This is a genomic window from Trichocoleus sp. FACHB-6 (assembly GCF_014695815.1).
Lineage (GTDB): Bacteria > Cyanobacteriota > Cyanobacteriia > Cyanobacteriales > FACHB-T130 > Funiculus > Funiculus sociatus.
The window spans coordinates 18049-40912 of sequence record NZ_JACJOY010000012.1; the positions used below are offsets into that span (position 1 = coordinate 18049).

18 protein-coding genes, 1 tRNA gene, 1 pseudogene and 1 CRISPR repeat array are annotated in these 22864 nt (G+C 44.1%); of the genes and pseudogenes, 12 read left to right on the top strand and 8 right to left on the bottom strand.

Annotated elements, in window-relative coordinates:
* The first annotated feature begins 36 nt into the window (after positions 1 to 36).
* From H6F66_RS01645 to H6F66_RS01665, 5 genes are all read left to right on the top strand, one after another.
* Positions 37 to 1038: a multicopper oxidase domain-containing protein gene (locus H6F66_RS01645; protein WP_190417596.1), complete on the top strand. Its 1002-nt coding sequence runs from the start codon at positions 37 to 39 to the stop codon at positions 1036 to 1038.
* A gap of 148 nt (positions 1039 to 1186) precedes the next feature.
* On the top strand, positions 1187 to 2203 hold the full coding sequence (locus H6F66_RS01650; RefSeq protein ID WP_190417598.1) for a helix-hairpin-helix domain-containing protein: 1017 nt from the start codon (positions 1187 to 1189) through the stop codon (positions 2201 to 2203).
* 187 nt (positions 2204 to 2390) lie between these two features.
* Complete coding sequence (locus H6F66_RS01655; protein ID WP_190417600.1) at positions 2391 to 2825, top strand: ferritin-like domain-containing protein; 435 nt, start codon at positions 2391 to 2393, stop codon at positions 2823 to 2825.
* Positions 2826 to 2911: 86 nt separating this feature from the next.
* Entirely contained in the window at positions 2912 to 3880 is a 969-nt protein-coding gene (locus H6F66_RS01660) for an FTR1 family protein (RefSeq protein WP_190417602.1), read from the top strand.
* 275 nt (positions 3881 to 4155) lie between these two features.
* Positions 4156 to 5201: a CRISPR direct-repeat array (repeat unit 37 nt; unit sequence GCCGGAAAACCTCTAAATCCCTATCAGGGATTGAAAC).
* Between the two features lie 129 nt (positions 5202 to 5330).
* The gene (locus H6F66_RS01665; protein WP_190417604.1) at positions 5331 to 6806 is read left to right on the top strand and encodes an ankyrin repeat domain-containing protein; all 1476 of its coding nucleotides are present in this window, start codon (positions 5331 to 5333) and stop codon (positions 6804 to 6806) included.
* Positions 6807 to 6901: 95 nt separating this feature from the next.
* Here the strand turns inward: H6F66_RS01665 and H6F66_RS01670 are convergent, their stop codons facing one another.
* On the bottom strand, positions 6902 to 7921 hold the full coding sequence (locus H6F66_RS01670; RefSeq protein ID WP_190417606.1) for a cistern family PEP-CTERM protein: 1020 nt from the start codon (positions 7919 to 7921) through the stop codon (positions 6902 to 6904).
* A 720-nt stretch (positions 7922 to 8641) separates the two neighbouring features.
* Between H6F66_RS01670 and H6F66_RS01675 the strand changes: the two genes are divergently transcribed.
* From H6F66_RS01675 to H6F66_RS29160, 4 genes and pseudogenes are all read left to right on the top strand, one after another.
* Complete coding sequence (locus tag H6F66_RS01675; RefSeq protein ID WP_190417607.1) at positions 8642 to 10156, top strand: phospholipid carrier-dependent glycosyltransferase; 1515 nt, start codon at positions 8642 to 8644, stop codon at positions 10154 to 10156.
* 47 nt (positions 10157 to 10203) lie between these two features.
* Positions 10204 to 11922: a hypothetical protein gene (locus H6F66_RS01680; protein ID WP_190417608.1), complete on the top strand. Its 1719-nt coding sequence runs from the start codon at positions 10204 to 10206 to the stop codon at positions 11920 to 11922.
* A 209-nt stretch (positions 11923 to 12131) separates the two neighbouring features.
* A pseudogene (locus H6F66_RS29155) lies at positions 12132 to 12425 on the top strand (GHMP kinase); the annotation flags it as partial.
* Between the two features lie 504 nt (positions 12426 to 12929).
* Positions 12930 to 13844: a UTP--glucose-1-phosphate uridylyltransferase gene (locus H6F66_RS29160; RefSeq protein ID WP_347269320.1), complete on the top strand. Its 915-nt coding sequence runs from the start codon at positions 12930 to 12932 to the stop codon at positions 13842 to 13844.
* A 338-nt stretch (positions 13845 to 14182) separates the two neighbouring features.
* Here H6F66_RS29160 and purH read toward each other — a convergent pair whose 3' ends face one another.
* From purH to H6F66_RS01705, 4 genes are all read right to left on the bottom strand, one after another.
* Positions 14183 to 15730, bottom strand: coding sequence for a bifunctional phosphoribosylaminoimidazolecarboxamide formyltransferase/IMP cyclohydrolase (purH, locus tag H6F66_RS01690; RefSeq protein WP_190417744.1), 1548 nt, complete (start codon positions 15728 to 15730; stop codon positions 14183 to 14185).
* Positions 15731 to 15906: 176 nt separating this feature from the next.
* A complete protein-coding gene (locus tag H6F66_RS01695) occupies positions 15907 to 16425 on the bottom strand; it encodes a photosystem I reaction center subunit XI (protein WP_190417746.1) in 519 nt (172 codons plus the stop codon).
* 91 nt (positions 16426 to 16516) lie between these two features.
* On the bottom strand, positions 16517 to 16645 hold the full coding sequence (locus H6F66_RS01700) for a photosystem I reaction center subunit IX (protein ID WP_190417748.1): 129 nt from the start codon (positions 16643 to 16645) through the stop codon (positions 16517 to 16519).
* A gap of 45 nt (positions 16646 to 16690) precedes the next feature.
* Positions 16691 to 17188: a Photosystem I reaction center subunit III gene (locus H6F66_RS01705; protein ID WP_190417610.1), complete on the bottom strand. Its 498-nt coding sequence runs from the start codon at positions 17186 to 17188 to the stop codon at positions 16691 to 16693.
* A 187-nt stretch (positions 17189 to 17375) separates the two neighbouring features.
* On the opposite strand from H6F66_RS01705, the gene tsaD reads away from it, so the two are divergent.
* A complete protein-coding gene (gene tsaD, locus H6F66_RS01710) occupies positions 17376 to 18413 on the top strand; it encodes a tRNA (adenosine(37)-N6)-threonylcarbamoyltransferase complex transferase subunit TsaD (protein WP_190417611.1) in 1038 nt (345 codons plus the stop codon).
* Between the two features lie 115 nt (positions 18414 to 18528).
* Here the strand turns inward: tsaD and H6F66_RS01715 are convergent, their stop codons facing one another.
* The 3 genes from H6F66_RS01715 to H6F66_RS01725 all read right to left on the bottom strand — a co-directional run bounded on the left by H6F66_RS01715 (position 18529) and on the right by H6F66_RS01725 (position 20872).
* Complete coding sequence (locus H6F66_RS01715) at positions 18529 to 18885, bottom strand: hypothetical protein (protein ID WP_190417612.1); 357 nt, start codon at positions 18883 to 18885, stop codon at positions 18529 to 18531.
* Between the two features lie 213 nt (positions 18886 to 19098).
* A complete protein-coding gene (locus H6F66_RS01720; RefSeq protein WP_190417614.1) occupies positions 19099 to 20052 on the bottom strand; it encodes an alpha/beta hydrolase in 954 nt (317 codons plus the stop codon).
* Positions 20053 to 20146: 94 nt separating this feature from the next.
* Positions 20147 to 20872, bottom strand: a complete 726-nt coding sequence (locus H6F66_RS01725; RefSeq protein WP_190417615.1) for a hypothetical protein — start codon at positions 20870 to 20872, stop codon at positions 20147 to 20149.
* A gap of 765 nt (positions 20873 to 21637) precedes the next feature.
* Here H6F66_RS01725 and H6F66_RS01730 point away from each other — a divergent pair.
* Entirely contained in the window at positions 21638 to 22165 is a 528-nt protein-coding gene (locus H6F66_RS01730) for a GNAT family N-acetyltransferase (protein ID WP_190417617.1), read from the top strand.
* Positions 22166 to 22283: 118 nt separating this feature from the next.
* Positions 22284 to 22357: transfer RNA gene (locus H6F66_RS01735), tRNA-Pro, on the top strand.
* Positions 22358 to 22864 lie beyond the last annotated feature (507 nt).

Below are 22864 nucleotides of genomic sequence, written 5' to 3' on the forward strand. Positions count from 1 at the left end.
CAATAGTAAGGAATTATTTTCAATAACAATCGGTTCATGACAGACCGTCCGCACAACAATACTGAATGGAACCGTCGCACATTTCTCAAGGTGGGAATGGCAGGAATCGGTTTAACCGGAGCAGCGATCGCTCTCAAACAGTTATCCCAAGTGAACTCCAAAGCACGGGTAATAATACCACCTTTGCCGAGCGATGCGGCGATGGCTAGTGGTATTAATCCAATGGCGGTGCTGCGGGATTTTGATTATGGCACGATAAAGCAGGAAAACGGACGGCAAATCCGGGAATTTCGCATTATTGCTGATAATTCGACGCTTCAGCTCAATAGTGCTGTTACTTTCAACACCTGGAACTTCAACAATCGCGTACCGGGGCCAACGTTAAGAGCCAAAGAAGGCGATCGCATTCGAGTTCTTTTCCTAAACCAAGGCGGACATTCCCATTCAATGCACTTTCACGGTTTCCATCGCTCGGAAATGGATGGGGTGAAACCTGTGCGTCACGGTGCAGCAACAGTTTATGAGTTTGACGCGGAACCTTTTGGAGTACATTTGTACCATTGTCACACCGAACCAGTTACGCGACATATTGGTAAAGGACTCTACGGGATGTTTATCATCGACCCGCCTAAAAGTCGTCCCCCGGCGGATGAAATGGTGCTGATGATGGCTGGCTATGACATTGACGACGATCGGCACAATGAACTCTACGCTTTCAATGGTCTGCCAGACTACTACATGATGCACCCGATCCCGATTTACCAAAATCAACTGATTCGGCTATATCTCCTGAACATGATTGAATTTGATGTGGCGGCAACGTTTCATCTTCATGCGAATATGTTTCAGGTTTATCCCACAGGAAGGACTCTCAAACCTACTGAGGAAACCGATGTAATTACGATGGGAACTGCTGAACGGCACATTCTGGAATTTAGCTTCCGGTATCCGGGGAAGTATATGTTTCATCCCCATCAAGATTACATTGCCGAAGCAGGCTGCATGGGTGTCTTTGATGTCATCGAACGTAACGCCTAGTGCCTCTATGTTAGTCAGATATTTATCTCAAACTGTTGACAAAAATTATCAACAGTTTGAGAATGATTCATGCTTAGCTGTTGATAAGCTTTTTTAAAAGTCAGCGCTAGCACTCTCCCAGTTTGATCAGAAATTGTGAAGAATTAATATGAAATCTATCTTTCGTTTTTTCGCTCTTGCCTTTGCTGTCGCTAGTCTGCTTATTCTGAGCAACTGTAGTCAGACACCTTCCACAAGTGACACCTCAAACACAAACACGGCACCTGTTGCTAGTTCCAGTCCGGTCGCCACAACAACCCACAGCAATCATGGCGGACGGAAAATTAACATCAACAGCGCCATCCTATCCGAGTTGGATAAGTTAGAAGCAAAGTTAGGCGTTCCAGCACTGTCGAATAAAATTCAGGCGAGCCGTCCCTACGGTAGCACTGAAGAATTGGTATCTAAAAAAGTGATTAGCCAAGAGCAATTTGACCAAGTTAAAGATATGGTCACAATTGAGGATGTAGTGCTGACTGGAGAAGCAAAAGATGTTGACTATATGACAAAATTAGGTTTGATGAAAGGTCATCTTGTGGTTGCCAAAGAACTTCTAGATCAGCAAAAACCAGAACAGGCAGAACCTCACATCGGACACCCAGTAGAAGAGATTTATGTTGATGTGGAAGACCAACTCCAAGAGCGAAACGTCAAAGAATTTAAGACAACTTTGATCGGTTTGCAAGATTTGGTGAAGTCTAAACCTAAAGATCCCCAAGTAAAGAATAATTTTGAAGTTTCCATGCAGGCGGTTGATGGAGCAATTCAAGGTTTGCCAGAACAACAGCGCCAGTCACCGGAATTCGTGCTACAGGTAGTTAACGGGTTGCTAGATGCGGCAAACTCGGAATATGGAGCAGCGATCGCTAACGGTAAAGTGTCCGCCGCAATTGAGTATCAGGACTCGCGGGGATTTGTTAACTATGCTGACCAATTGTTAAACAATGTCTCTGACCAAATGGCAAAAGAGAATCCGGAAGCTCAAAAAGCGATCGCATCCAGCATGACTGAACTCAAAACCGCGTGGCCCTCGGCTGTTCCTCCCGCTACACTAGTGAAAACTCCAGAGCAAGTTTCCCAATTGGTTAAAACAATTGAGCAAAACGCGCAAAAAGTAATTAAATAAGTTGTAGAGACGCAACATATAGCAATTCAACGGTTTGGTGCGAATCTGTAAGGACATGACATTGCCATGCCCCTAGCAAAACTGCCCGAAGGACAGAATTGCGATATACTCCACCCAACTGAGAAACGCTATATTGCGTCTCTATTCAAAACTCAGACGCGATATATCACGTCTTTACTAAAAACTGATGAAAGAGCTTGACCAAAAAAAGACCACCGACCTGCTGAACTCAATCATGGAATTTGAGCTAGCTGGTGTCGTGCGCTATACTCACTATTCCCTAATGGTGACTGGCCCAAACCGGATTCCGATTGTAGACTTTTTTAAGTTGCAAGCAACAGAATCTTTAACCCACGCTCAGCAAGCTGGAGAAATTCTCACAGGCTTAGAAGGTCATCCTAGCCTAAGAATTGCTCCGATGGAAGAAAGCTACCAACACTCAGTGCAGGATATTTTGCGGGAAAGTCTGAACCACGAGAAAAAAGCTTTGGATTTGTATAAAGCTTTACTCGAAACGGTGCAAGATTGCAGCATTTATCTGGAAGAATTTGCCCGCACTATGATCGGCACAGAAGAAATGCACAACATTGAAATTAAAAAGATGTTGCGTGATTTTAGTTAAAAGCTAATTGCTAATGGCTAATCGCTAATTCTAACTAGCCATTAGCAATAAACAATTAGCAATGAACAATTAGCAATTAGCAAATTATGGATTTTAGTTCTGCCTTACCGACGTTTGTAATTACCTTGCGAGAAGGTGTCGAAGCCGCTTTGGTGGTGGGAATTGTGCTGGCTTGTCTGAGAAAAGCTAAACAGAGCCAGCTTAATTCTTGGGTTTATGCTGGCGTGGTGGCGGGACTTGTGGCGAGTGCTTTGGTGGGAGTGCTGCTTGGGGGGGTAAGTCAAGCCCTCTCGAAATCAAACAGCCCCTATGCGCCAGTTATGGAGACGTTGCTGGAAGGTATATTCAGCGTGATAGCGATCGCTATGCTCAGCTGGATGCTGATTTGGATGACGAAGCAAGCACGATTTCTGAAAGCTCAAGTTGAAGGCTCTCTAACTGATGCCTTGAACCAAAATGCTAATGCTGGTTGGGGCGTCTTCAGTTTAATCTTTATTGCAGTGTTGCGAGAAGGATTTGAAACTGTTCTGTTTATTGTTGCCAAATTTGAACAAGGTTTGATTCCAGCCTTGGGAGCAATTAGCGGTATAGTTGTTGCTGTTCTTATTGGCGTAGGGTTATTTAAGTGGGGAGTGAAAATTAATATTCGCCTGTTTTTTCAGGTGATGGGCATATTATTACTTTTCATTGTAGCTGGTTTAGTTGTCTCAGCTATGGGACATTTTGACGCAACCGTTGCCACCCTTTCTAAGATGGATCGCAAATCAGCAAGTTTGTGTTTCTATTATGAAAGATTTGCCAAAGAAGCATCGTGTATTTTGGGGCCGATGGTTTGGAATACTACCAAAGTTTTGCCCCAAGACAAGTTTCCTGGGCTGCTGCTTAATGCTTTGTTTGGTTATACAGATAGACTTTATCGGGTGCAAGCGATCGCTTATGTTCTATTTTTAGTCAGCATCGGTGGCATTTATTTGAACAGTTTAAAAGGTCGCCCCCAGGTGGCAGCAGCCAAGGATAAATCAGTCCAAAACACAATCAGTTCCGGACAGGAATAAACTGTTGGTTTTTTGTTCACCGCTTGCGTCAACCTATAGGTGTTTTTTTGAAAAAGTCAATTTTTGCGGCTCAAACGCTTATCCCGTTTGGATTTGAGCAAGATGACACCATTCCAGGGATTACTGCAAACGCTGTAATCCATACTTTGCCTTGCTTTGAGGCGGTTTATAAAAATGCAATCTTGACAACCCGGTGCTTGAAACAGTACATTCACTTTAGGTTGACGTAAACGAACCTCGAAAACTCCATATATCAATGTTTCCAGAACCCGGCAGCCGGAAAACCTCTAAATCCCTATCAGGGATTGAAACAAGTTAATGATACACCAAAAAACACACGACGACCGCCGGAAAACCTCTAAATCCCTATCAGGGATTGAAACGATAGAGGATTGCAAACTCAACAGAAGTAATTCGCGCCGGAAAACCTCTAAATCCCTATCAGGGATTGAAACTTGCCAACAACTCCGTAATAGCCCATCTTATTTTGCCGGAAAACCTCTAAATCCCTATCAGGGATTGAAACTATAAACCAGCTCCTCGTAAAAAATAGATGGGAGCCGGAAAACCTCTAAATCCCTATCAGGGATTGAAACAAACCTATGTAGATGGGCGATTTATTCACGCTACGCCGGAAAACCTCTAAATCCCTATCAGGGATTGAAACTTGAAATAAGAAGGATTAACCATCAAAAGAACATGAAGCCGGAAAACCTCTAAATCCCTATCAGGGATTGAAACACAAAATCAAGAGCTGACTCAGCTCCACAAGATAAAGCCGGAAAACCTCTAAATCCCTATCAGGGATTGAAACACAGAATATTTTATCGCTAATACTTTTTGAAGTTCGCCGGAAAACCTCTAAATCCCTATCAGGGATTGAAACTACGGGAACATCTTCGTGAGCTGGAAGATGAAGCCGGAAAACCTCTAAATCCCTATCAGGGATTGAAACCAAAACGAATAAAACGAAATTGAAATCTAAAAGGCCGGAAAACCTCTAAATCCCTATCAGGGATTGAAACGTATCATTAATTCAAAGTTTTTTATGTGAGATTACTGAGCCGGAAAACCTCTAAATCCCTATCAGGGATTGAAACTATATTATGGCTGTTTCGACTGGCGGACGTGGAAAGGCCGGAAAACCTCTAAATCCCTATCAGGGATTGAAACTTAATTCATCTAAAGGGCAATTCTTAAGAGTTAAGCCGGAAAACCTCTAAATCCCTATCAGGGATTGAAACTGGATTTTTGATTCTAAGGATTATCAAGAAGATGATGAAGGCCGGAAAACCTCTATTCTCCGACCTCGCGATGGAAACGATAGGGATGCTCATCCGGTAGCGTGTAAAATTAGCAATCGGAAATTTTAGGAATCAGTGCCAACATCTTCTCAAATTCCCAAAATGAAGGTAAGTTGACATTGCGGGGGATGGGATGAGACTTTGGCATGAATGCAAATCAAGATTTAATCAGAGCAGCTAAAAAGGGCGACATCAAACGGATACAAGCATTACTCCACCAAGGCGCTGATGTTAATACTACCGATAGAGAAGGCACCACTGCTTTAATGTTTGCCGCCCAAAACGGCAACACTGAAATCGTGCGGGTGTTGCTAGACAAAGGCGCTAATATCAACCTTGCCAGAAAACAGTATGGTCTGACAACCTTGATGTTAGCAGCGGCGGCAAATCAGGTTGACGTGGTGCAAGCTTTGGTGGCTAGGGGCGCTGACGCGAACGCCAAAAACGAAGATGGAAGTACGGCGCTGATGGTAGCGGCGTTCAAGGGTCATGCTTCCGTGGTGCAAATTTTGCTAGATGCGGGTGCGGAAGTAAATATTAAAGATAAAGTTGAGGATACGGCTTTAATCTTGGCTGTCCAAGAAGGTTATGCAGCAATTGTGCAAGCTTTGCTAGATGCTGGTGCTGAGGTTAATGCAAGTAGAAATGATGGTGTCTCTCCCTTATTCCTCGCTGCTGGCTTGGGTCACGCAGACACGGTAAGAATTTTATTAGAACGAGGGGCGGATGCGAATTGTAGCAGAAATGACGGCAGAACTGCCTTAATGCAAGCTGCGGAATTTGGTCGTAAAGATATCGCCCAGTTGTTGTTAGCGAATGGTGCTGATGTCAATGCACAAAACCAAGACGGTGAGACAGCTTTAATCTTGGCAATAGATGAAGGTGACGCTGAAGTAGTGCAGGTAATGCTTTGTGCTGGTGCGGATGTGAATGCTAAAAATCCGGATGGTTCAACAGCATTGATGGCGGCGGCGGCGGTTGGCGATAGGGACATCGTATTAGCTTTACTCGAAAAAGGCGCTGAAATCAACGCCCAAGATATAGATGGTGAAACAGCTTTAAACTTTGCGGTTGTCGAAGGTTATGACGAAGTTGTGGAGATTTTACTCAACCGGGGGGCTGATGTCCAAACGCGAAATAAGTTAGGGGATACGGCTTTATTAGTGGCGGCGTTGCATGGAAGAAACGCGATCGCATCCTCATTATTGCAAAAAAAAGCTGATTTCAACGCCCGAAATTTTGGCGAAACTCCTTTAACACTGGCAGCATTTCACGGACACAGTGAAACTGTCAAGGTGCTGGTGGATGGTGGTGCGAAGCCGAATACACGCGCCAGTGACGGGAAAACAGCGCTAATGAAAGCAGCTATGGCAGGACATACGGGCGTGATTCAACAGCTGCTTTCCTTGGGTGCAGATATCAATCTTCAGGATGATGTCGGTGCGACTGCTTTGATGTGGGCTGTGCAGCGTCATCATGTTCAAGCTGTAAAAGTCTTACTTGATGCTGGTGCAGATGTGAATTTAAAAAATCAAGGCGGCTACACTGCTTTGATGATGGCACAAATGAATCGATTTCGGGATATAGTGCGATCGCTTAAAGCAGCAGGCGCTGTGGATTGAAACAAAAATAGAGTGCTAGGTATTGCCTAACACTCTAACTGAACTCTAAAAATTTGCGATCGCTTAATCAGTGCTGAAAGCTACTGATTATCGTCTTACTTCCGCTTCTTGCCGTAGCGCAGTAATGCCAAACCACTCAGCACGATTGCACCCATTGTTCTTGGCTCAGGCACTGGCTCCGGAGTTGGAGTTGGGGTTGGTTCCGGAGTTGGAGTTGGGGTTGGTTCCGGAGTTGGAGTTGGGGTTGGTTCCGGAGTTGGAGTTGGGGTTGGTTCCGGAGTTGGAGTTGGGGTTGGTTCCGGAGTTGGGGTTGGGGTTGGTTCCGGAGTTGGGGTTGGAGTCGGTGTTGGTGTTGGGGTTGGAGTTGGTGTTGGTGTTGGGGTTGGAGTTGGAGTCGGAGTTGGGGTTGGAGTTGGAGTCGGAGTTGGGGTTGGGGTTGGAGTTGGAGTTGGGGTTGGTTTTGGTCTTCCAGCTAGCTCAAAGCTACCTGCTTGAGTTTGAAACTTAATCGGGAAAGCATCCAGAGTAACTGAAGGTGTTGCGCCAAAATTGCCTCCGATAGCGATAGTAAAGGTATCAGATTTGTTGCCTGATTGTAGACCCTGGTTAACATTGCCACCTTCACAATTATTTGCTGCAAAAATACAAACATCAATATCTTTGAAGCCGCCAGGAAAATTCTGCTGACCTTTTTGGACTTCAGCCTGATTAAAAACTGAGCCTTGTTGAGTGAAGCTTACAGAAGTAGCATCTGGAGTCACGCTGAATCCCAAAGCTACTATAGATGCCTGGAAAGATGCTGCTGTTAAATTAGTAAGATTAAGAGTTAACGACAGAAGATTGGATGTCAGGCTATTTACTGTAAAAATACTTGTAGCACTTAAATCTGCTCGGCTGCCGCTACCCGCTAGAAAGTAATCCACATTGAAGGATTGACCAATATCAGCAGTGGTAATACCAACATCAAATAGTGGCTGACCTGATGGATTTCCAGCCGTGTCACCTCTCTGAGTGAAGGTAAAGGCATTGGCAGGGGCAAACTGAGAAGATGCAATGACAAGAGTCGCACCAGCCAAAACACCAGGTAAAAATGAACTAAAAAGAGAATTTTTCATGATCAGTAAAACCTCGTAGGAACACCAGCAGTAGTTTTTAAGCTGATGAATAAGAGCTTATATGTTAGTGATTTTACTGTCTACATTTTTTTTTAAAATTCATTGCATCTTTACGTAATTCTTTCTGATAACTATTTTCCATAAACTGATAACTTTAAGTTTATCGAAAGTTCATTTAAGTCTTGCCTTTATGAAAAATTAGTAAATTTGCACAAGTTTTGATTGCTCCATCTAGCCGCAAAATTGGAAAAGCCGCAGTAGAAATAAAAACGCTACGTAAATTTGCGGATTATTTGATGAAGTTATAAACAATTAATGTAGTTTTTACTTAAAAAATATAGTCAAAAACTGGTAAATATCCGGCAAAGACCCTTTCAAGCTAAGTGTATTTACATAAACTGTTAGCAGCTACAACAAAGGACAGTGAGCCAGAAGCAAGCTAGGCTAACCTTTGAGCCTCGCGGATGGTATCAAGCCTGCACAAGCTATAGCAATCCTCGCCAGAGTTGTGATCCAGCCCTTTAGATACGCGACTTCTTAGAGAAGTCGCGTATCTTGCCTTCACGAAACATTTAAGAATGCTATAGATACAGGTAAAAAATAATTAGCAAGCTAAGATTTAATGAAAATACCCTATAAAATTGGCAATCAGCTAAGCCTCCGGGGTTATCCAAGCTTTCTTGCGGTTGTCTAATACACTATTTTTTCCAAGGCGGTTTTATGAATTTATCTAAAGCTCCTTCCCAGTCGTCTGTCCCCTGGTTCTGGATTGGGATGGCTGGGGTATTTTTGCTGTCAGCGTTTTTGCGGTTCTGGGGATTAAGCCGATTTAACACCCTGGTGTTTGACGAAGTTTACTTTGCTAAGTATGGCAATAACTACTTAACCAATACGCCTTTCTTTGACGTTCACCCGCCCTTGGGTAAATACCTAATCGCTGTTGGTATCTGGCTGAGTCGCCTGCTTCCCTTCGGGAACGATGCACGTAACCAGTTGACGGGTTCTTTGCTTTCTCCTTGGAGTTACCGTTGGCTAAACGCCTTTACAGGTTCTTTAATTCCGTTGGTAGTGGCAGCGATCGCTTATCAGTTGAGTCACCGCCGCAGTTATGCTTTGATTGCAGCCCTGTTTATGGCAGCCGATGGTCTGTTCTTGGTAGAGTCCCGCTATGCTTTGATAAATGTCTACCTGATTATCTTTGGGCTGCTGGGGCAATTATTGTTCCTGATGGCATTGAATAGCGGTGCTGGACGACGCGCGATTTGGTTAGCTTTATCTGGTATCTGCTTCGGTGCTTGCATTTCTGTCAAGTGGAATGGTCTGGGATTTCTACTTGGTATCTATCTAGTTTGGATATCTGCTTGGGTAATTAGATGGATAGAAAAGAATAAATATAAAAAATTAAGTATTAAAGAGGAAAATTCTGTACTCAATACAGGCGAGGAAATACCCCTACAAGAGTTAGAGAATTTAACTTTCATCCAAAAGCTAACGGAGATTGATTTTAGGCATATGCTTTTTGAGTTGGGTGCTATTCCCGCTGTGGTTTACCGCCTAGCTTGGATTCCCCACATACAACTAAATCCAGAACGCGGATTCTGGGAAATGCAAAAGCAAATTCTGGGCTATCATCAACGGGTTGGAGGAGATGTAAATATACATCCTTACTGTTCTGCCTGGTACACCTGGCCCTGGATGATGCGCCCGGTTGGGTATTTTTTTAAAAAAGTTGGTAAGACTCCAGAACCAGTTTCATCTTTAATTTCTCCTTTCCCGCCTAGCCCCCCAAAGGTGGTTTACTTTGATGTACACGCGATGGGGAATCCGGCTTTATGGTGGCTTTCAACGCTAGCGATCGCGATCTTACTATTGATATTATCCCAGCGAATCATCAGGGCAACTACAAATCATAACCTTTCTTTAGTTCAATCAACCGAGTTTGGGGTTGCCCTATTTTTGATATTAAATTATGTTGCCAACCTGCTGCCTTGGGTAAAAGTGACTCGCTGCGCTTTTCTGTATCATTACATGGGTGCTGCTATTTTTGCATTTTTAGCGATCGCGTGGATAGTTGATAGCTACGTGCAAAGTTATAATCTCTGGCTTCGGGCTATAGGAGTCACTATTATCTTTGCGATTTTGCTAGCTTTTGTGTACTGGATGCCACTATATTTGGGACTCCCCTTGTCTCCGGAAAGCTTTGGAAGCCGTATGTGGTTCCGTTCTTGGATTTAATACCTAGGGTGGGCATTGTCCACCCTACTTATCTATTCATCTGGATTATGAAGTCATTACTCAAAATTTACCAATCTCATAAAAAAGCTCTTTTAGTTCTCTTTGCAACCTGGGGACTTTACTTTTTTCTTGTATTTATTCGGATGATTGCATATAAACCGGATGGTTTATATGTGGGTCACAAAAATGTCTGGGGAGACTGGGCGCTACACATTGGCATGGTTTCAATTTTTGCTCACAAAGACCCCCAATATTGGTTTGCTTATCACCCTGTATATGCTGGAGGAAAATTAACTTATCCATTCCTGGTTAATTTTATTTCGGGAATGCTAGTAAGAGTAGGATTCTCGATGGATATGGCATTTATTATTCCATCGTTGATTTATGTCTTCTTTTTGTTGACTGGTATGTATGCACTATTTTATATAGTGTTGAAATCCAAAAAGCAAACTCTTGTTGCCATATCTATCTTCTTTCTTTCAGCCGGATTGGGTTTTATCAACTTCTTAAAAGATTTTTCCAAGAATCCCAGCCTGAAGATGCTTCTGTATCCAGAACAGGAATACAGTAATGCCATTCCTTATGAAGTATATTCCGGAAATTTTGTTGTCGGGATGCTGATACCGCAACGAGCATTTTTGCTGGGAATGGCAATATCGCTTTGGATAATGACTGGTTTAGTTTATATTCTTTTAAATAGAAAGCAAGCTATAGGTAATAGAAGAATTTTGCTTGTATTAGGAACATTAGCGGGATTATTGCCAATTATTCATATCCATAGTTTTATAGTCATTATTGTTGTTACAGGCTCTTTATGCCTTATCTCCTATGAAAGATGGAAAGAATTGTTGTTTTATGCTGTTCCCGCTGCAATTATCTCAATTTCCCTCTATTTGATGTTTATCTCTGGAGGAATTGAGAATCCACAATTTTTTCAGTGGTTGCCAGGATGGACATCTACAGGTGGATTAATTGGTTGGTTAAAAATGTGGATACAGTTATGGGGAATCATGTTACCCATAGCCGTTTTCGGATTTTTCTTGCTGAGAAAACAGCCTCTAATTATTAAAACCTTCTTTTTTAGCTTTTTCTTATTATTTATACTTGCCAACTTCTTCTTATTCCAGCCCATGAGATTTGATAATACTAAAATATTTATGTGGGCATATTTAGGGTTTTCCGGCTTAGCCGCTGTTACTCTTTCCTGGGGGTGGAGAAGAGGTGGTAGAACTTTTAGCCGATTTGATGTCGTGTTGATCGCAATTGTACTCACCTTTACAGGATCGCTGGAACTCATACGCCTTCAGAGAATTGACCGCAATCAAGTTCAACTGGCTAACGCTGAGGATATTAAGCTAGGAGCAGAAATCCGAGAAAAAACTGATCCTTTAGCTATATTTCTGACTTCAACAGACCATAATCATCCAGTAATGATGTGGGGTGCAAGATCAATCCTAATGGGCTACCCTGGATGGGTGTTCACCTATGGTTTTTTGTATCAGCAAAGAGAAAAGGATATAGCAGTCATGTTTAAAGGAGGTGCAGAGGCAGAGAAATTGTTAAACCAATATAAAATAAGTTATGTAGCTATTGGCCCTGGTGAGTTAAAAAATCTTCAGGCGAATGAATCTTACTACGCACAAAATTATCCCGTTGCCATTCAGAATCAAAACTATCGGATTTATGATGTAAGGAAATTAGGGTTAAATTCAAACGGCGAACAACAGCTAAATGCTAGGGGCAAAGATTGGAGGGGAAATTATTGAAAATTTTTGTTCCAGGTCGCTTGTGTTTGTTTGGCGAACACAGCGATTGGGCGGGTGGCTATCGCCGGGTCAATCCTAATCTAGAGAAAGGCTACACGCTGCTGGTTGGTACAAATCAGGGACTTTATGCCGAAGTTAAGGCGCATCCAACTCAGCTGATTCTACACGCTTCTGTGAGTAACGGCACCCGTAAAACTTTGAATCTGCCGATGGAAACAGAGGTTTTACTTGCGGAAGCTCAAAAGGGCGGTTTTTGGAGTTATGCTGCTGGTGTTGCTTACCAACTTCTCAGTCACTACCAAGTTAAAGGGCTGGAAATCGACAATTATCTGACAGATTTGCCGATTCAAAAAGGGCTATCGTCGAGTGCGGCAATTTGTGTCCTGGTGGCGCGGGCCTTCAATCGCGTGTATGACTTAAAGATGACGGTTCGGGAAGAGATGGAGTTTGCCTATCTCGGTGAAATTACCACGCCTTCGGGATGTGGACGGATGGATCAGGCTTGTGCTTACGGAAATCAACCAATCCTGATGGTCTTTGATGGCGATCGCGCTGATGTCATTGAGCTTAAAATACGAAAGAGTCTGTTTTTTGTAATTGTGGATCTTGGTGCTGGCAAAAATACGCAGGAAATACTGCGTCAGCTAAATCAGTGTTATCCCTTAGCCACCAATGCAGTGCAACAAAATGTACAGAAATATCTTGGTTCAATCAGTTCTCAAATTACTCTACAAGCAGTAGACGCGCTACAAAAAGGGGATGCTGAAGAAATTGGTACTTTGATGGAAATTGCCCAAACCCAATTTGACAAACATTTAATTCCCGCCTGTCCTTCCCAATTAACCGCTCCTATCTTACATCAAATTCTCAATTATGAGCCACTTAAACCCTATGTTTTAGGGGGGAAAGGCGTTGGTTCGCAAGGGGATGGCACAGTACAATTTATTGTTAAAGATGAAGAAAGCCAGCAACAAGTCATAGAAATAATTAACCGGGATTTTCCTCAAATGCAAGCTTTAAGTTTAACAGTTAATTCGGATAAAAAAATTCGCAAAGCCGTGATTCCGGCTGGTGGTTTCGGCACTCGTTTGTTTCCAGCTACCAAAGCAGTGAAAAAAGAACTTTTTCCAATTATTGATAAAGATGGTCGTGCTAAGCCTGTAATTATGGCGATTGTTGAAGAAGCCATTAGTGGCGGTATAGAAGAAGTTGGGATAGTTGTGCAACCAAGCGATCGCGGACTTTTTGAAGATTTCTTTAAAGCGCCACTCGCACCAGAACTTTATAAGAAGCTATCACCCCAAAATCAGGAATACAGCCAGTATCTCCAAGATTTAGGGAGCCGAATTACGATTTTAAATCAAGACAAACCGGAAGGCTACGGTTATGCTGTATTCTGTGCCAAAGAATGGGTAAAAGATGAGCCATTTCTGCTGATGCTGGGCGATCATGTTTACTCATCTGATACGGGAACATCGTGTGCACGTCAAATTTTAGATATTTACGAAAAAGCTAATCAAAGCGTTGTTAGTTTGACTACGCTTCCAGCAGAAAGCCTTTATAAATCTGGCTGTGTTACAGGAAATTGGCAGGAGTTAAACTCAATTCTTTCCGTGACTCAACTCTCCGAAAAACCGACAATTGAGTATGCACTCCAGCATCTTCGTGTAGAGGGAATGGCAGAAGATCAGTTCTTATGTATATTTGGTTTGTATGTACTAACACCGAAAATTTTTGACTTTCTGGAAGAAAACATCAACAACAACACCCGCGATGAAAAAGGTGAATTTCAACTAACATCCTGTCTCGACAAATTGTGTAAAGAGGAGGGAATGACAGGATATGTTGTCAAAGGTAAATGTTATGACACTGGATTACCAGATCCCTATCGGCAGACGATGATTGATTTTAGAAATGTATAGTAGATAAGGATTTATACTTTTATCACCCTTTTAGGCTTTCCAATGAAAAAGCGCCTGGGAGTCTTGCCGTGTTTCGACCCCAGGCGCTTTTTCTTTTAAACTTGCTCCTCACACAAGAAGAGCATATCCCTGTTCAATTCAAGAATATCTCTGGAGAGTGACACTTTAGAAAGTGGACACCCTTAACATTTCTGTCCAATGAAAAAGCGCCTGGGAGTCTTGCCGTGTTTCGACCCCAGGCGCTTTTTCCTTTAAGCTCGCTCCTCACACAAGAGAAGCATATCCCTGTTCAATCCAACCAAGGGGTATGCCAAGTGACACTTTGATAACTGACACTCTTAATGCAAGAAATGACGCACACCAGTGAATACCATCACCAAACCCAATTCATCCGCTGCTTGAATCGAATCTTGATCGCGCATACTGCCACCCGGCTGAACAATAGCCACAATTCCTGCCGCGGCTGCTGTTCGCACCGAATCATCAAACGGAAAAAAACCATCGCTGGCAAGGGTGGCACCTTGAGATTTTTCCCCAGCTTGTTCAAGGGCAATTTTAACCGAGCCGACGCGATTCATTTGTCCGGCACCAACTCCTAAGGTAGCGCGATCGCGTGTTACTACAATTGCATTAGACTTGACGTGCTTGCAAATCTTCCAGGCAAATAGCAATTCTTCGAGTTGATCTGGAGTCGGTTGCTTTTGGGTGACAACTTGCCACTCCGTGGGGGTTTCCACAACATCATCGGCAGCTTGCACCAGAAAACCACCAGCGATCGCTTTCACTGTATTTTCCGGGCCAGCACCCATATCTGGTAAAGTCAAAACCCGCACCTTAGACTTAGCTGCCAGGATTTCCTGCGCCTCTGGGGTACAACCCGGTGCTACAACACATTCTAAAAATGTTTTCGTCAGCGCTGTTGCTGTCGGTTCATCAATTGACTTGTTTAGGGCTACAATCCCACCAAAAGCTGAAACTGCATCAGCATTGAAAGCCTTTTCATAAGCCTCAGACAGGCTATCTCCCACAGCCACACCGCAGGGATTCGTGTGCTTGAGAATTGCTGCCGCTGGCTTATCTGTAAATTCAGCAATAATTCGCCGCGCTGCCTCTAAATCAACTAAATTGTTGTAACTCAGTTCCTTTCCCTGGAGTTTTGTCGCCGCTGCCCATCCAGAGGCAACGGTTCCAGTTTGATACCACGCTGCCGCTTGATGGGGATTTTCGCCATAGCGTAGCGATTGCAGCTGGTTTCCAGAAAGGGTAAAGCTTGTTTCTTCGCTTTCTTCCCTCTGTTTGCTGGCAAAGAGGTGGAGGTAGGATGCGATCGCGCGATCGTAGTCCGCAGTGTGGGAAAATGCCTCGCAAGCACAAGCTTGCCGAAACTCTAAAGATGCCTCTTTACCATACTCTTTTAATTCTTTCAAGTAAGCATCGTACTGAGCTGGATTACACAACACCGTTAGATGCTGGAAGTTTTTTGCAGATGCCCTTAACATAGCAGGGCCACCGATGTCAATCTGCTCAATCGCCTCCGGCAAAGTTACACCCGGTTTAGCAATAGTCTGCTCAAAAGGATATAGATTCACCACCACTAAATCAATCGGACGAATTTGGTGATTTTCCAAATCTGCCACATCTTGCGGCAAATCCCGACGCGCTAAGATACCGCCATGAATCCGGGGATGCAGCGTTTTGACTCGTCCCCCCAAAATCTCCGGAAACCCCGTGTAATCAGAAACTTTTGTTACTTTTAGCCCAGCATCTTTTAGGGCTTTGGCTGTTCCACCACTGCTGATGATATCAAACTCAAATTCTACTAGCTGACGGGCGAAATCGATTAGCCCGGTTTTATCAGATACACTCAGCAGCGCTAAACGTGGCATGACGGTAAAACTTTCCCTTTGTCCAACATCATTAAGGATAAATGCGATCGCTCTCCTTCTGCACAAAAAGACGAACCCTGCCCTCACGGCATGGGCAGGGTTCATTTAGTAGTCTTTAATACTGAAAGCCTTTTATAACAAAAGGCTTCCAGACTACTGTTCGCTCTTTTACAGAGTTACCCATTGAAGAGGTTCTGGAGAATTTCTACATTAGAAATCAACAGGTAGGCGAATGCCGCGCCGCCAATTCCACCAATCAGAAAACCACTGCCATACTCATTCCAACCTTCCTGTGTTTTCAGGGCAGCGTCGGGAGCAGGTGTTGTAATCGTTTGTGTGGGTTCGGGAGGATTACTAGAGGCATACAGAGATAGGGAAATTGTCAAAATGACAATCAAGCCCACCGTTGACATCAAACCAGCCAAATTCGCCACATCGGTGTCCCGCAGTGGGCCCAGCTTAGCAAACGGGCCAATCAGCCAATAACCATGAGCCATGCCAACTTCTAGTCCACGGCGGAAGGGTGACAGACCTTTACGATAGGCTGGCAAGTTATTGATGAAAGCTTTCGTGAAACCGGAAGCATTAATCGGTGTTGCTAAATTGCCATTTTGCGGGTCGCCAGCGATGTGAACAACTTCCCGATTTCTGATATCGCTGGGACGATTTTTTGAGTCACTAATTGCTTGTACCATAATTTTCTTCACCTTTAGTGAGGGTAATTTCATTCTATTAGTCATTAGTCATTAAAAGCAGCTAATAACTAATGACTAATGACTAAAAAGCTTACGGCATTGGATGGAAAAGCAGGTCTGGGAAATAGTAGATAAAGAAAGCCAAAAGAGCTGCTTGAACGGATATCCAAACAATACCTAGAACCGGGGCTAGGGAAAGATACTTGATGAAATATTGCAACTGCATGAATTATTCTCCAAAACAAGTCAACGATTTCAATGAAACCTAGCGAATTGAGACAGGAATCTCATCTTCTTTGGCAGTCAATTTATCTGTGAGTAATTCGTTGACTGCTGCCAAAGGCCAAGTGAAGCCGGAGAGCATCAAGCTTACTGCCCGTGGAACATCAATGATGATTTCTCTCATCTCTGGTGAAGCTTCTTTTTTCACCGATTGGATGTAAGAGCGACCAACCCAACCAATCCAACCTGCGATATATAGAAACAGAATGCTAGGAATGATAAAATCACCAGCACGATTTAGGCGACCATCTACAATCAAGTGGGGTAAACCCTCTGGGCCGCAGTATGCCTGAGCATAACGCTCAAAGCGCTTACGTCCGGAATCAGGGTCGAAGTTAGTCTTACGGGCGTTTTCAGCACGTTGCTGGAACGCTGGAGACTCGCTACAAGGCACCAGTCCAGCCACTTCATCAGCAGATGCACTTGGGGCAAAGTTAGCCCAAATACAAATGGCAAAAATCAAAGCTAACAATCGTCTCATAGGATTGTTTCCTTTTGTTACAACTTGACAATGTTTGTGTACAAAACAAGGCGCTCGTTTGTACGAAAGCAATCATGTATCGATATATTAAAGTACCAGTGAATGGCGACCGTATTAGCGATTGAAACAAGTTGTGACGAAACAGCGGTAGCGTTTGTTAAAAATCGTCATATTTAAGTAGCAGTAAATGACAACAGTATTAGCGATTGAAACAAGTTGTGACGAAACAGCAGTAGCGATTGTTAAAAATCGTGAAGTTTGCAGTAGCGTCGTTTCCTCCCAAATCTCTGTCCATCAGCAGTATGGCGGCGTTGTGCCGGAAGTAGCTTCGCGTCAGCACGTCGAAACTATTAACTTTTGTGTAGAACAAGCTCTCCAAGATGCTCAAGTTGAATGGGAGGCAATTGATGGAATTGCAGCAACCGCAGCACCGGGTTTGGTGGGAGCGTTGTTAGTAGGTTTGACTACTGCTAAAACTCTTGCTATCGTCCACCAGAAACCTTTTGTCGGCATCCATCATTTGGAGGGTCATATTTATGCTTCGTATCTAAGCGACCCAGCTTTACAACCGCCTTTTTTGTGTCTATTGGTTTCTGGCGGACACACTAGCTTGATTTATGTCAAAGATTGCGGTGTGTACGAAACGCTGGGGGAAACCCGCGATGATGCTGCGGGTGAAGCTTTTGATAAGGTGGCGCGATTGTTAAATCTTGGCTATCCTGGGGGGCCAGTAATGGACCGACTGGCGCAAGAGGGAAATCCCCAAGCTTATCCTTTACCGGAGGGAAATGTGGGCTTGCCTGGTGGCGGTTATCATCCCTACGATTCTAGTTTTAGTGGCTTAAAGACGGCGGTGTTGCGGCTGGTGCAAAAGTTGCAGCAGCAGGGTGGATTGCTGCCAGTGAAAGATATTGCTGCGAGTTTCCAAGAGAGTGTATCGCGAAGTTTGACTAAAAGAGCGATCGCTTGCGCTATTGACTACGGTCTTGAAACTATCGTTATCGGTGGCGGTGTCGCTGCTAACAGCGGACTAAGAAGCCATCTAGCTGCCGCTGCTGCCACTCGCAACCTGCGGGTACTATTCCCGGATCTCAAGTTTTGCACCGACAATGCGGCAATGATTGGCTGTGCTGCCGCTGAACACCTTAATCGGGGTCATACCTCCCGGTTGACTTTGGGTGTTCAGTCCCGCCTTGCCATTACCGATGTCATGCAGCTTTACTAGGGGTTGGGGATGGGGAATTGGGAATTGGGATTGGTAACTCTCCCAGTCTCCAGCTCCCAGCCCCTAGTCGCCAGTCCCTTCATCTAATAATGTTTTGTATATCCCAAAACGGAGACTAGCAGGGAACTTTGCTCAACGCGATCTCCCGATTTCTTTCGGACAGCTGTTGCAGATTTAGCTGATTATCCTCATCTATGAGGTTTTCTTTCTGTAAAAGCTCATAAATAGTTAAACACAGTAGCATTTCCACCTGACTAACCTGTTCGCTAAGCCAGTGATGAGTAGCAGCATTGTCCGGAAAGTGGTCGATACATTCCTTGGTGTAGCGGCGAAATTCTCTCACCTGGTTCAAAATTTGTACCAAATAGCTAGGACACTCACAGGCGATCACATCCGCTGCCTCACAAATAGCCAGTAGCTGTTCGTCAGGAAACTCTGGTGAGATTTGGATTGTCTGGCTGCGATCGCTCATAATGCTTAAATCTTTGTAAACTTTTCTAGTTTAACAATTTTAGCTTGATAAAATATAAAGCTGACTTAATTTATGGGTTATCTATCTTAAGTCTGAAAGCTAAACAAAGCAAAAAGCCCAGAATTCTTGATAAAAGCATAAGAGGCAGTCTTGTCCCAAGGATAGGATTAGCGATCGCTACACCTACCCTATCTTTGGGATGGTTTATTCTTTCTACGAAGAATGAGCCGCCAGAATATTGCGAATTTGGGTAGCAACTGTCTCTGGTTGCTCCACCATCGACAAATGTCCGCAATCAGGAATTTCCATAACGTTATAACCGCAAGCCTGAAACAGCGGATGAAAGCTTGCCAGATGACGCACATACTGGGGTTCCATCACCGTATCCTTAGCACCAGCAATGAAATAAACAGGCTGCAATAGGCGCGAAACCACTTGCGGTAAGCGGTTCACTTCTGCTTCCGTCGTCGAATCCAGCAAAGTCAAGAGCGCCGCTTCCTGGTCAGCCGTGAGGAAATCAATCAGCCGCTGCCGTCCCCAAACCCTAGCAATCGGACGCGCCACCTGCGCCCGCGTAAAGGGCAAATCAATCCCCGGCACATAGCACAGCCAACGCGGGCGAACTTTCAACAACTGCTGACCAGCAGCCCGAAACCGATCAAATGCTTCCTTGAGATAAATCCCACCGCCAGCATTGATGCAGACAACGCCCTTGACACGATCGGGGTGCTGATCTGCTGTCCAAAGGGCAATGCTACCGCCTAACGAATGACCAATCAGCCAAGCATTAGAAATATTCAGCTTTTGTAACAAAATGCCCAAATCGCGGCCATAGGCAGCTGGAGTGTACTGCCAAAGGCTTAAACTGAGAGATTCTTGATTTTCCCCAGTTTTAGACAAAAGCGATCGCGTCTCGGCAAGATTCTCCCTGTTTCTATTTTTTATTGCTTCCTGCCTATGTTCTTTTGGCGGAGGCTGGGAACCCCCAAACCCTCGTAAATCATAAGATAGACACTGATAATCTGGCGAGAGTCGGTCAATTAACGGTTGCCAATACCGACGGCTTAAGAGCCAGCCGTGAATGAAGACCAAGACAGGGGTAGATGTTGCAGTGGGAGCCGTCAAATCGTAGGTGTGCCGAACTCCCAGGATTTCTATAGTTGCCATATATTGATCCTATCCTGAAGTTCCGCCTTCCTTAGTTAACAGGTCAGTTGCTAATGGCTTATCAAAAGCCATTTACCTATTAGCCGTCAGCTTATTAAAATCTGCGCCCCAGCAATCGCTGTCGCACACTTTCAGCAATTTTCTGCCCCAAATACTCCGGGATTATGCTTTCATTAGGCCCCAACAAGTAGAGAATCAAGCGGGTTCGCCCCCGCCAGACTAGCAAGTTAGCATTGACGACCAGTAAATCCTCTTGCCAGATAGCGTACATCACCTTATAAAACAAACCAGGCTGGTTGTCTGCCTCAATTAACAGCGCTGGCAGATGGAATACAGGATCTACATAAAATTCCGTTTCCACCTGTTCTAAACCAGCGTCTAGGTTAAATTCTACGGCCAGCATCTCTTCTACTTCAAAACGCCCAGCCAAAGCCTCCCGAATGGCGCGGCAGACATTTTCTGAAGTTTTGTCTGTCAGTGCTTTGCTACCACGAGACACCACAAGTTTGATAAAAACCAGCATGGGCGGGGATATCTGACCGTACAGACTGAGACTGTGGATGGTCAGCCCATAGGCAGCCAGAACCCCAAAAATATCACTTAGTAGAAAAGATTGGTTGCGGTAAGCAAAATGCAAGGCACTTTTATTACCTTCAGGTTTCAGCTCAATTACAGCTCTCCTAGTTTTGTAGAGCCGATAGGCGAGTCTAAGATTTTGTAGCTGGATCTCACTACTGACAAACTGCTCGTAAAACTGAGGAAACGCCCGATTAAAGCGCTTCAGGAGTTCCATTGTCGATGATTTTAAACCCGCTGCCATAGATGGGGGTCAAGACTCGCTTGCCAGATTAAAAGCATTTTGGGACATAGAGCCAAGTCCCTTTCACCAAAGAACCTTCTCTTCTGGTTAATCTCTCACAAATCCTAAAAAAATTACCTACGCGATACCCGCTTCCGGTAAAGTTTCCTAAGTTGGTGCCAATAGCCGTTACGGGTTTTGTTCTAAAACTCCTCAAGGTGAAGTAACTAAACAGTAGTATCATTAGAAGCTGCCCGTACATAATTTTCTTTTTTAAGCCTACTACTTAAGTCATGAGGAACTGGTGCCTTCTGCCCTTCCAACAACAGAGGTAGGTTAGGATTTAGAGAAAAGCTGCGGAGTGTGAACCCTCAAGACCCCAGTCTAACTAAAGTCTTGCCTGATTGCGCTGTACTTGCTCCAACACCGCAAGCGATGTGGATAAGCAACGCTTGTAGTGAGTTAAAAGACAGGGCAATTGTGTTATCATCTATTTCGTGATGTTTGGCTCAGATTCGCAGCAATAAGAGGTATCTCAGATACTGCAACTATCTCACTATCAAAAAGTGTACGCGATTCTGGCAATATCAATTGATTTATTAGATTGCTTCCTTACTCTCATTCCTACATGGGCATTAATACCTGTGAAGATGGGGTGATTGGCGCTAGAAGTTAAGCTTCTTTCAGCGTTAACTGGGATCAGTAAATCAGCAAGTCTCATCTGTAAGGTGGGAATTCTACCGCTCGGTAGGAACAGGAAAATATAAATACCTTAGCCACACCTGCATGGGTTTTTGGAAAAGCTTGTTTAGCGGTTCTGACAGCAGCACCGCGTCGAAGATGACGCCTGGTGAAGGTTATGCTATGGAAGGTGCAGGCGATCGCACAGGCAATGGTTCTCGCATCTTTTTTAGCACTGAGCGCGACATTGACCTGTATGAACTGGAAGAACTCTGCGATGCGGTTGGCTGGTCGCGGCGACCGTTACGCAAGGTAAAGAAAGCTATTGAACACAGTTTCCTTGTAGTTTCAATGTGGGACGTGCGGGGAACTCAGCGACGGCTAGTTGGCTTTGCTCGTGCCACTTCTGACCATGCCTTCAATGCCACTATCTGGGATGTGGTAGTTCACCCAGATTTCCAAGGCAAAGGGCTGGGTAAGGCATTAATGAAGTACGCTATCAAGAAACTTCGCAGCGAAGATATAAGTAACATTACTCTGTTCGCTGATCCTCAAGTTGTGGATTTTTATCGGGGAATAAATTTTATTGCAGACCCGGAAGGGATTAAAGGAATGTTTTGGTATCCAGATTAATTTGAAAATGGGTGAGCTAAAAGTCAGCAAGTACGCTATAATAAGCAAAGGTCGCCGGCGCAGTATGAGTACATAAAGTAATGTACAAAATATTCAAAATGCGATCGCTCAATTTGAACGGGATGTAGCGCAGCTTGGTAGCGCGCCTGCTTTGGGAGCAGGATGCCGCAGGTTCAAATCCTGTCATCCCGATTAAAATAAAAACCTCAAAACCCTTGATTAGTCTAGGTTTTGGGGTTTTTATTTTAGGAGAGCCGGGTCAAAGGATTGGTGGCGTTCTCTTAGGATGAGTATTCTGTTAATCGTTCGGTTAGCAAACTTGAAAAAAGGTCAACAATTGCTGAAGAATGAGTAGCCAAGCAAACTCAAGTGAGAAAAGCACGGCAGTTGGCTGCATAGTAGTTGATAGCACAACTGAAAAAAGGGCTAGACGCTGCCTAATGCCCTTCTCGATAGCCTGTAAATTGGGTATCAAAAAGGAGCTATTAGCTAGTAACTCATTCATTACCTTACAGGGATTACAAGCGCTAGAACACCTCAAGCCTGCGAACATTTAAACTTACAAACCCTTTTTAAATCCGGTCATCACAATTTTTGGTAGTAAAAATAATTAGCGCCTCAAGGCAACCGAAATCGGAGAGCTTTTTTATAATTTTGGTGTGTGGATTTCTCAGGATATGAGCAGGTATGTAACAATCA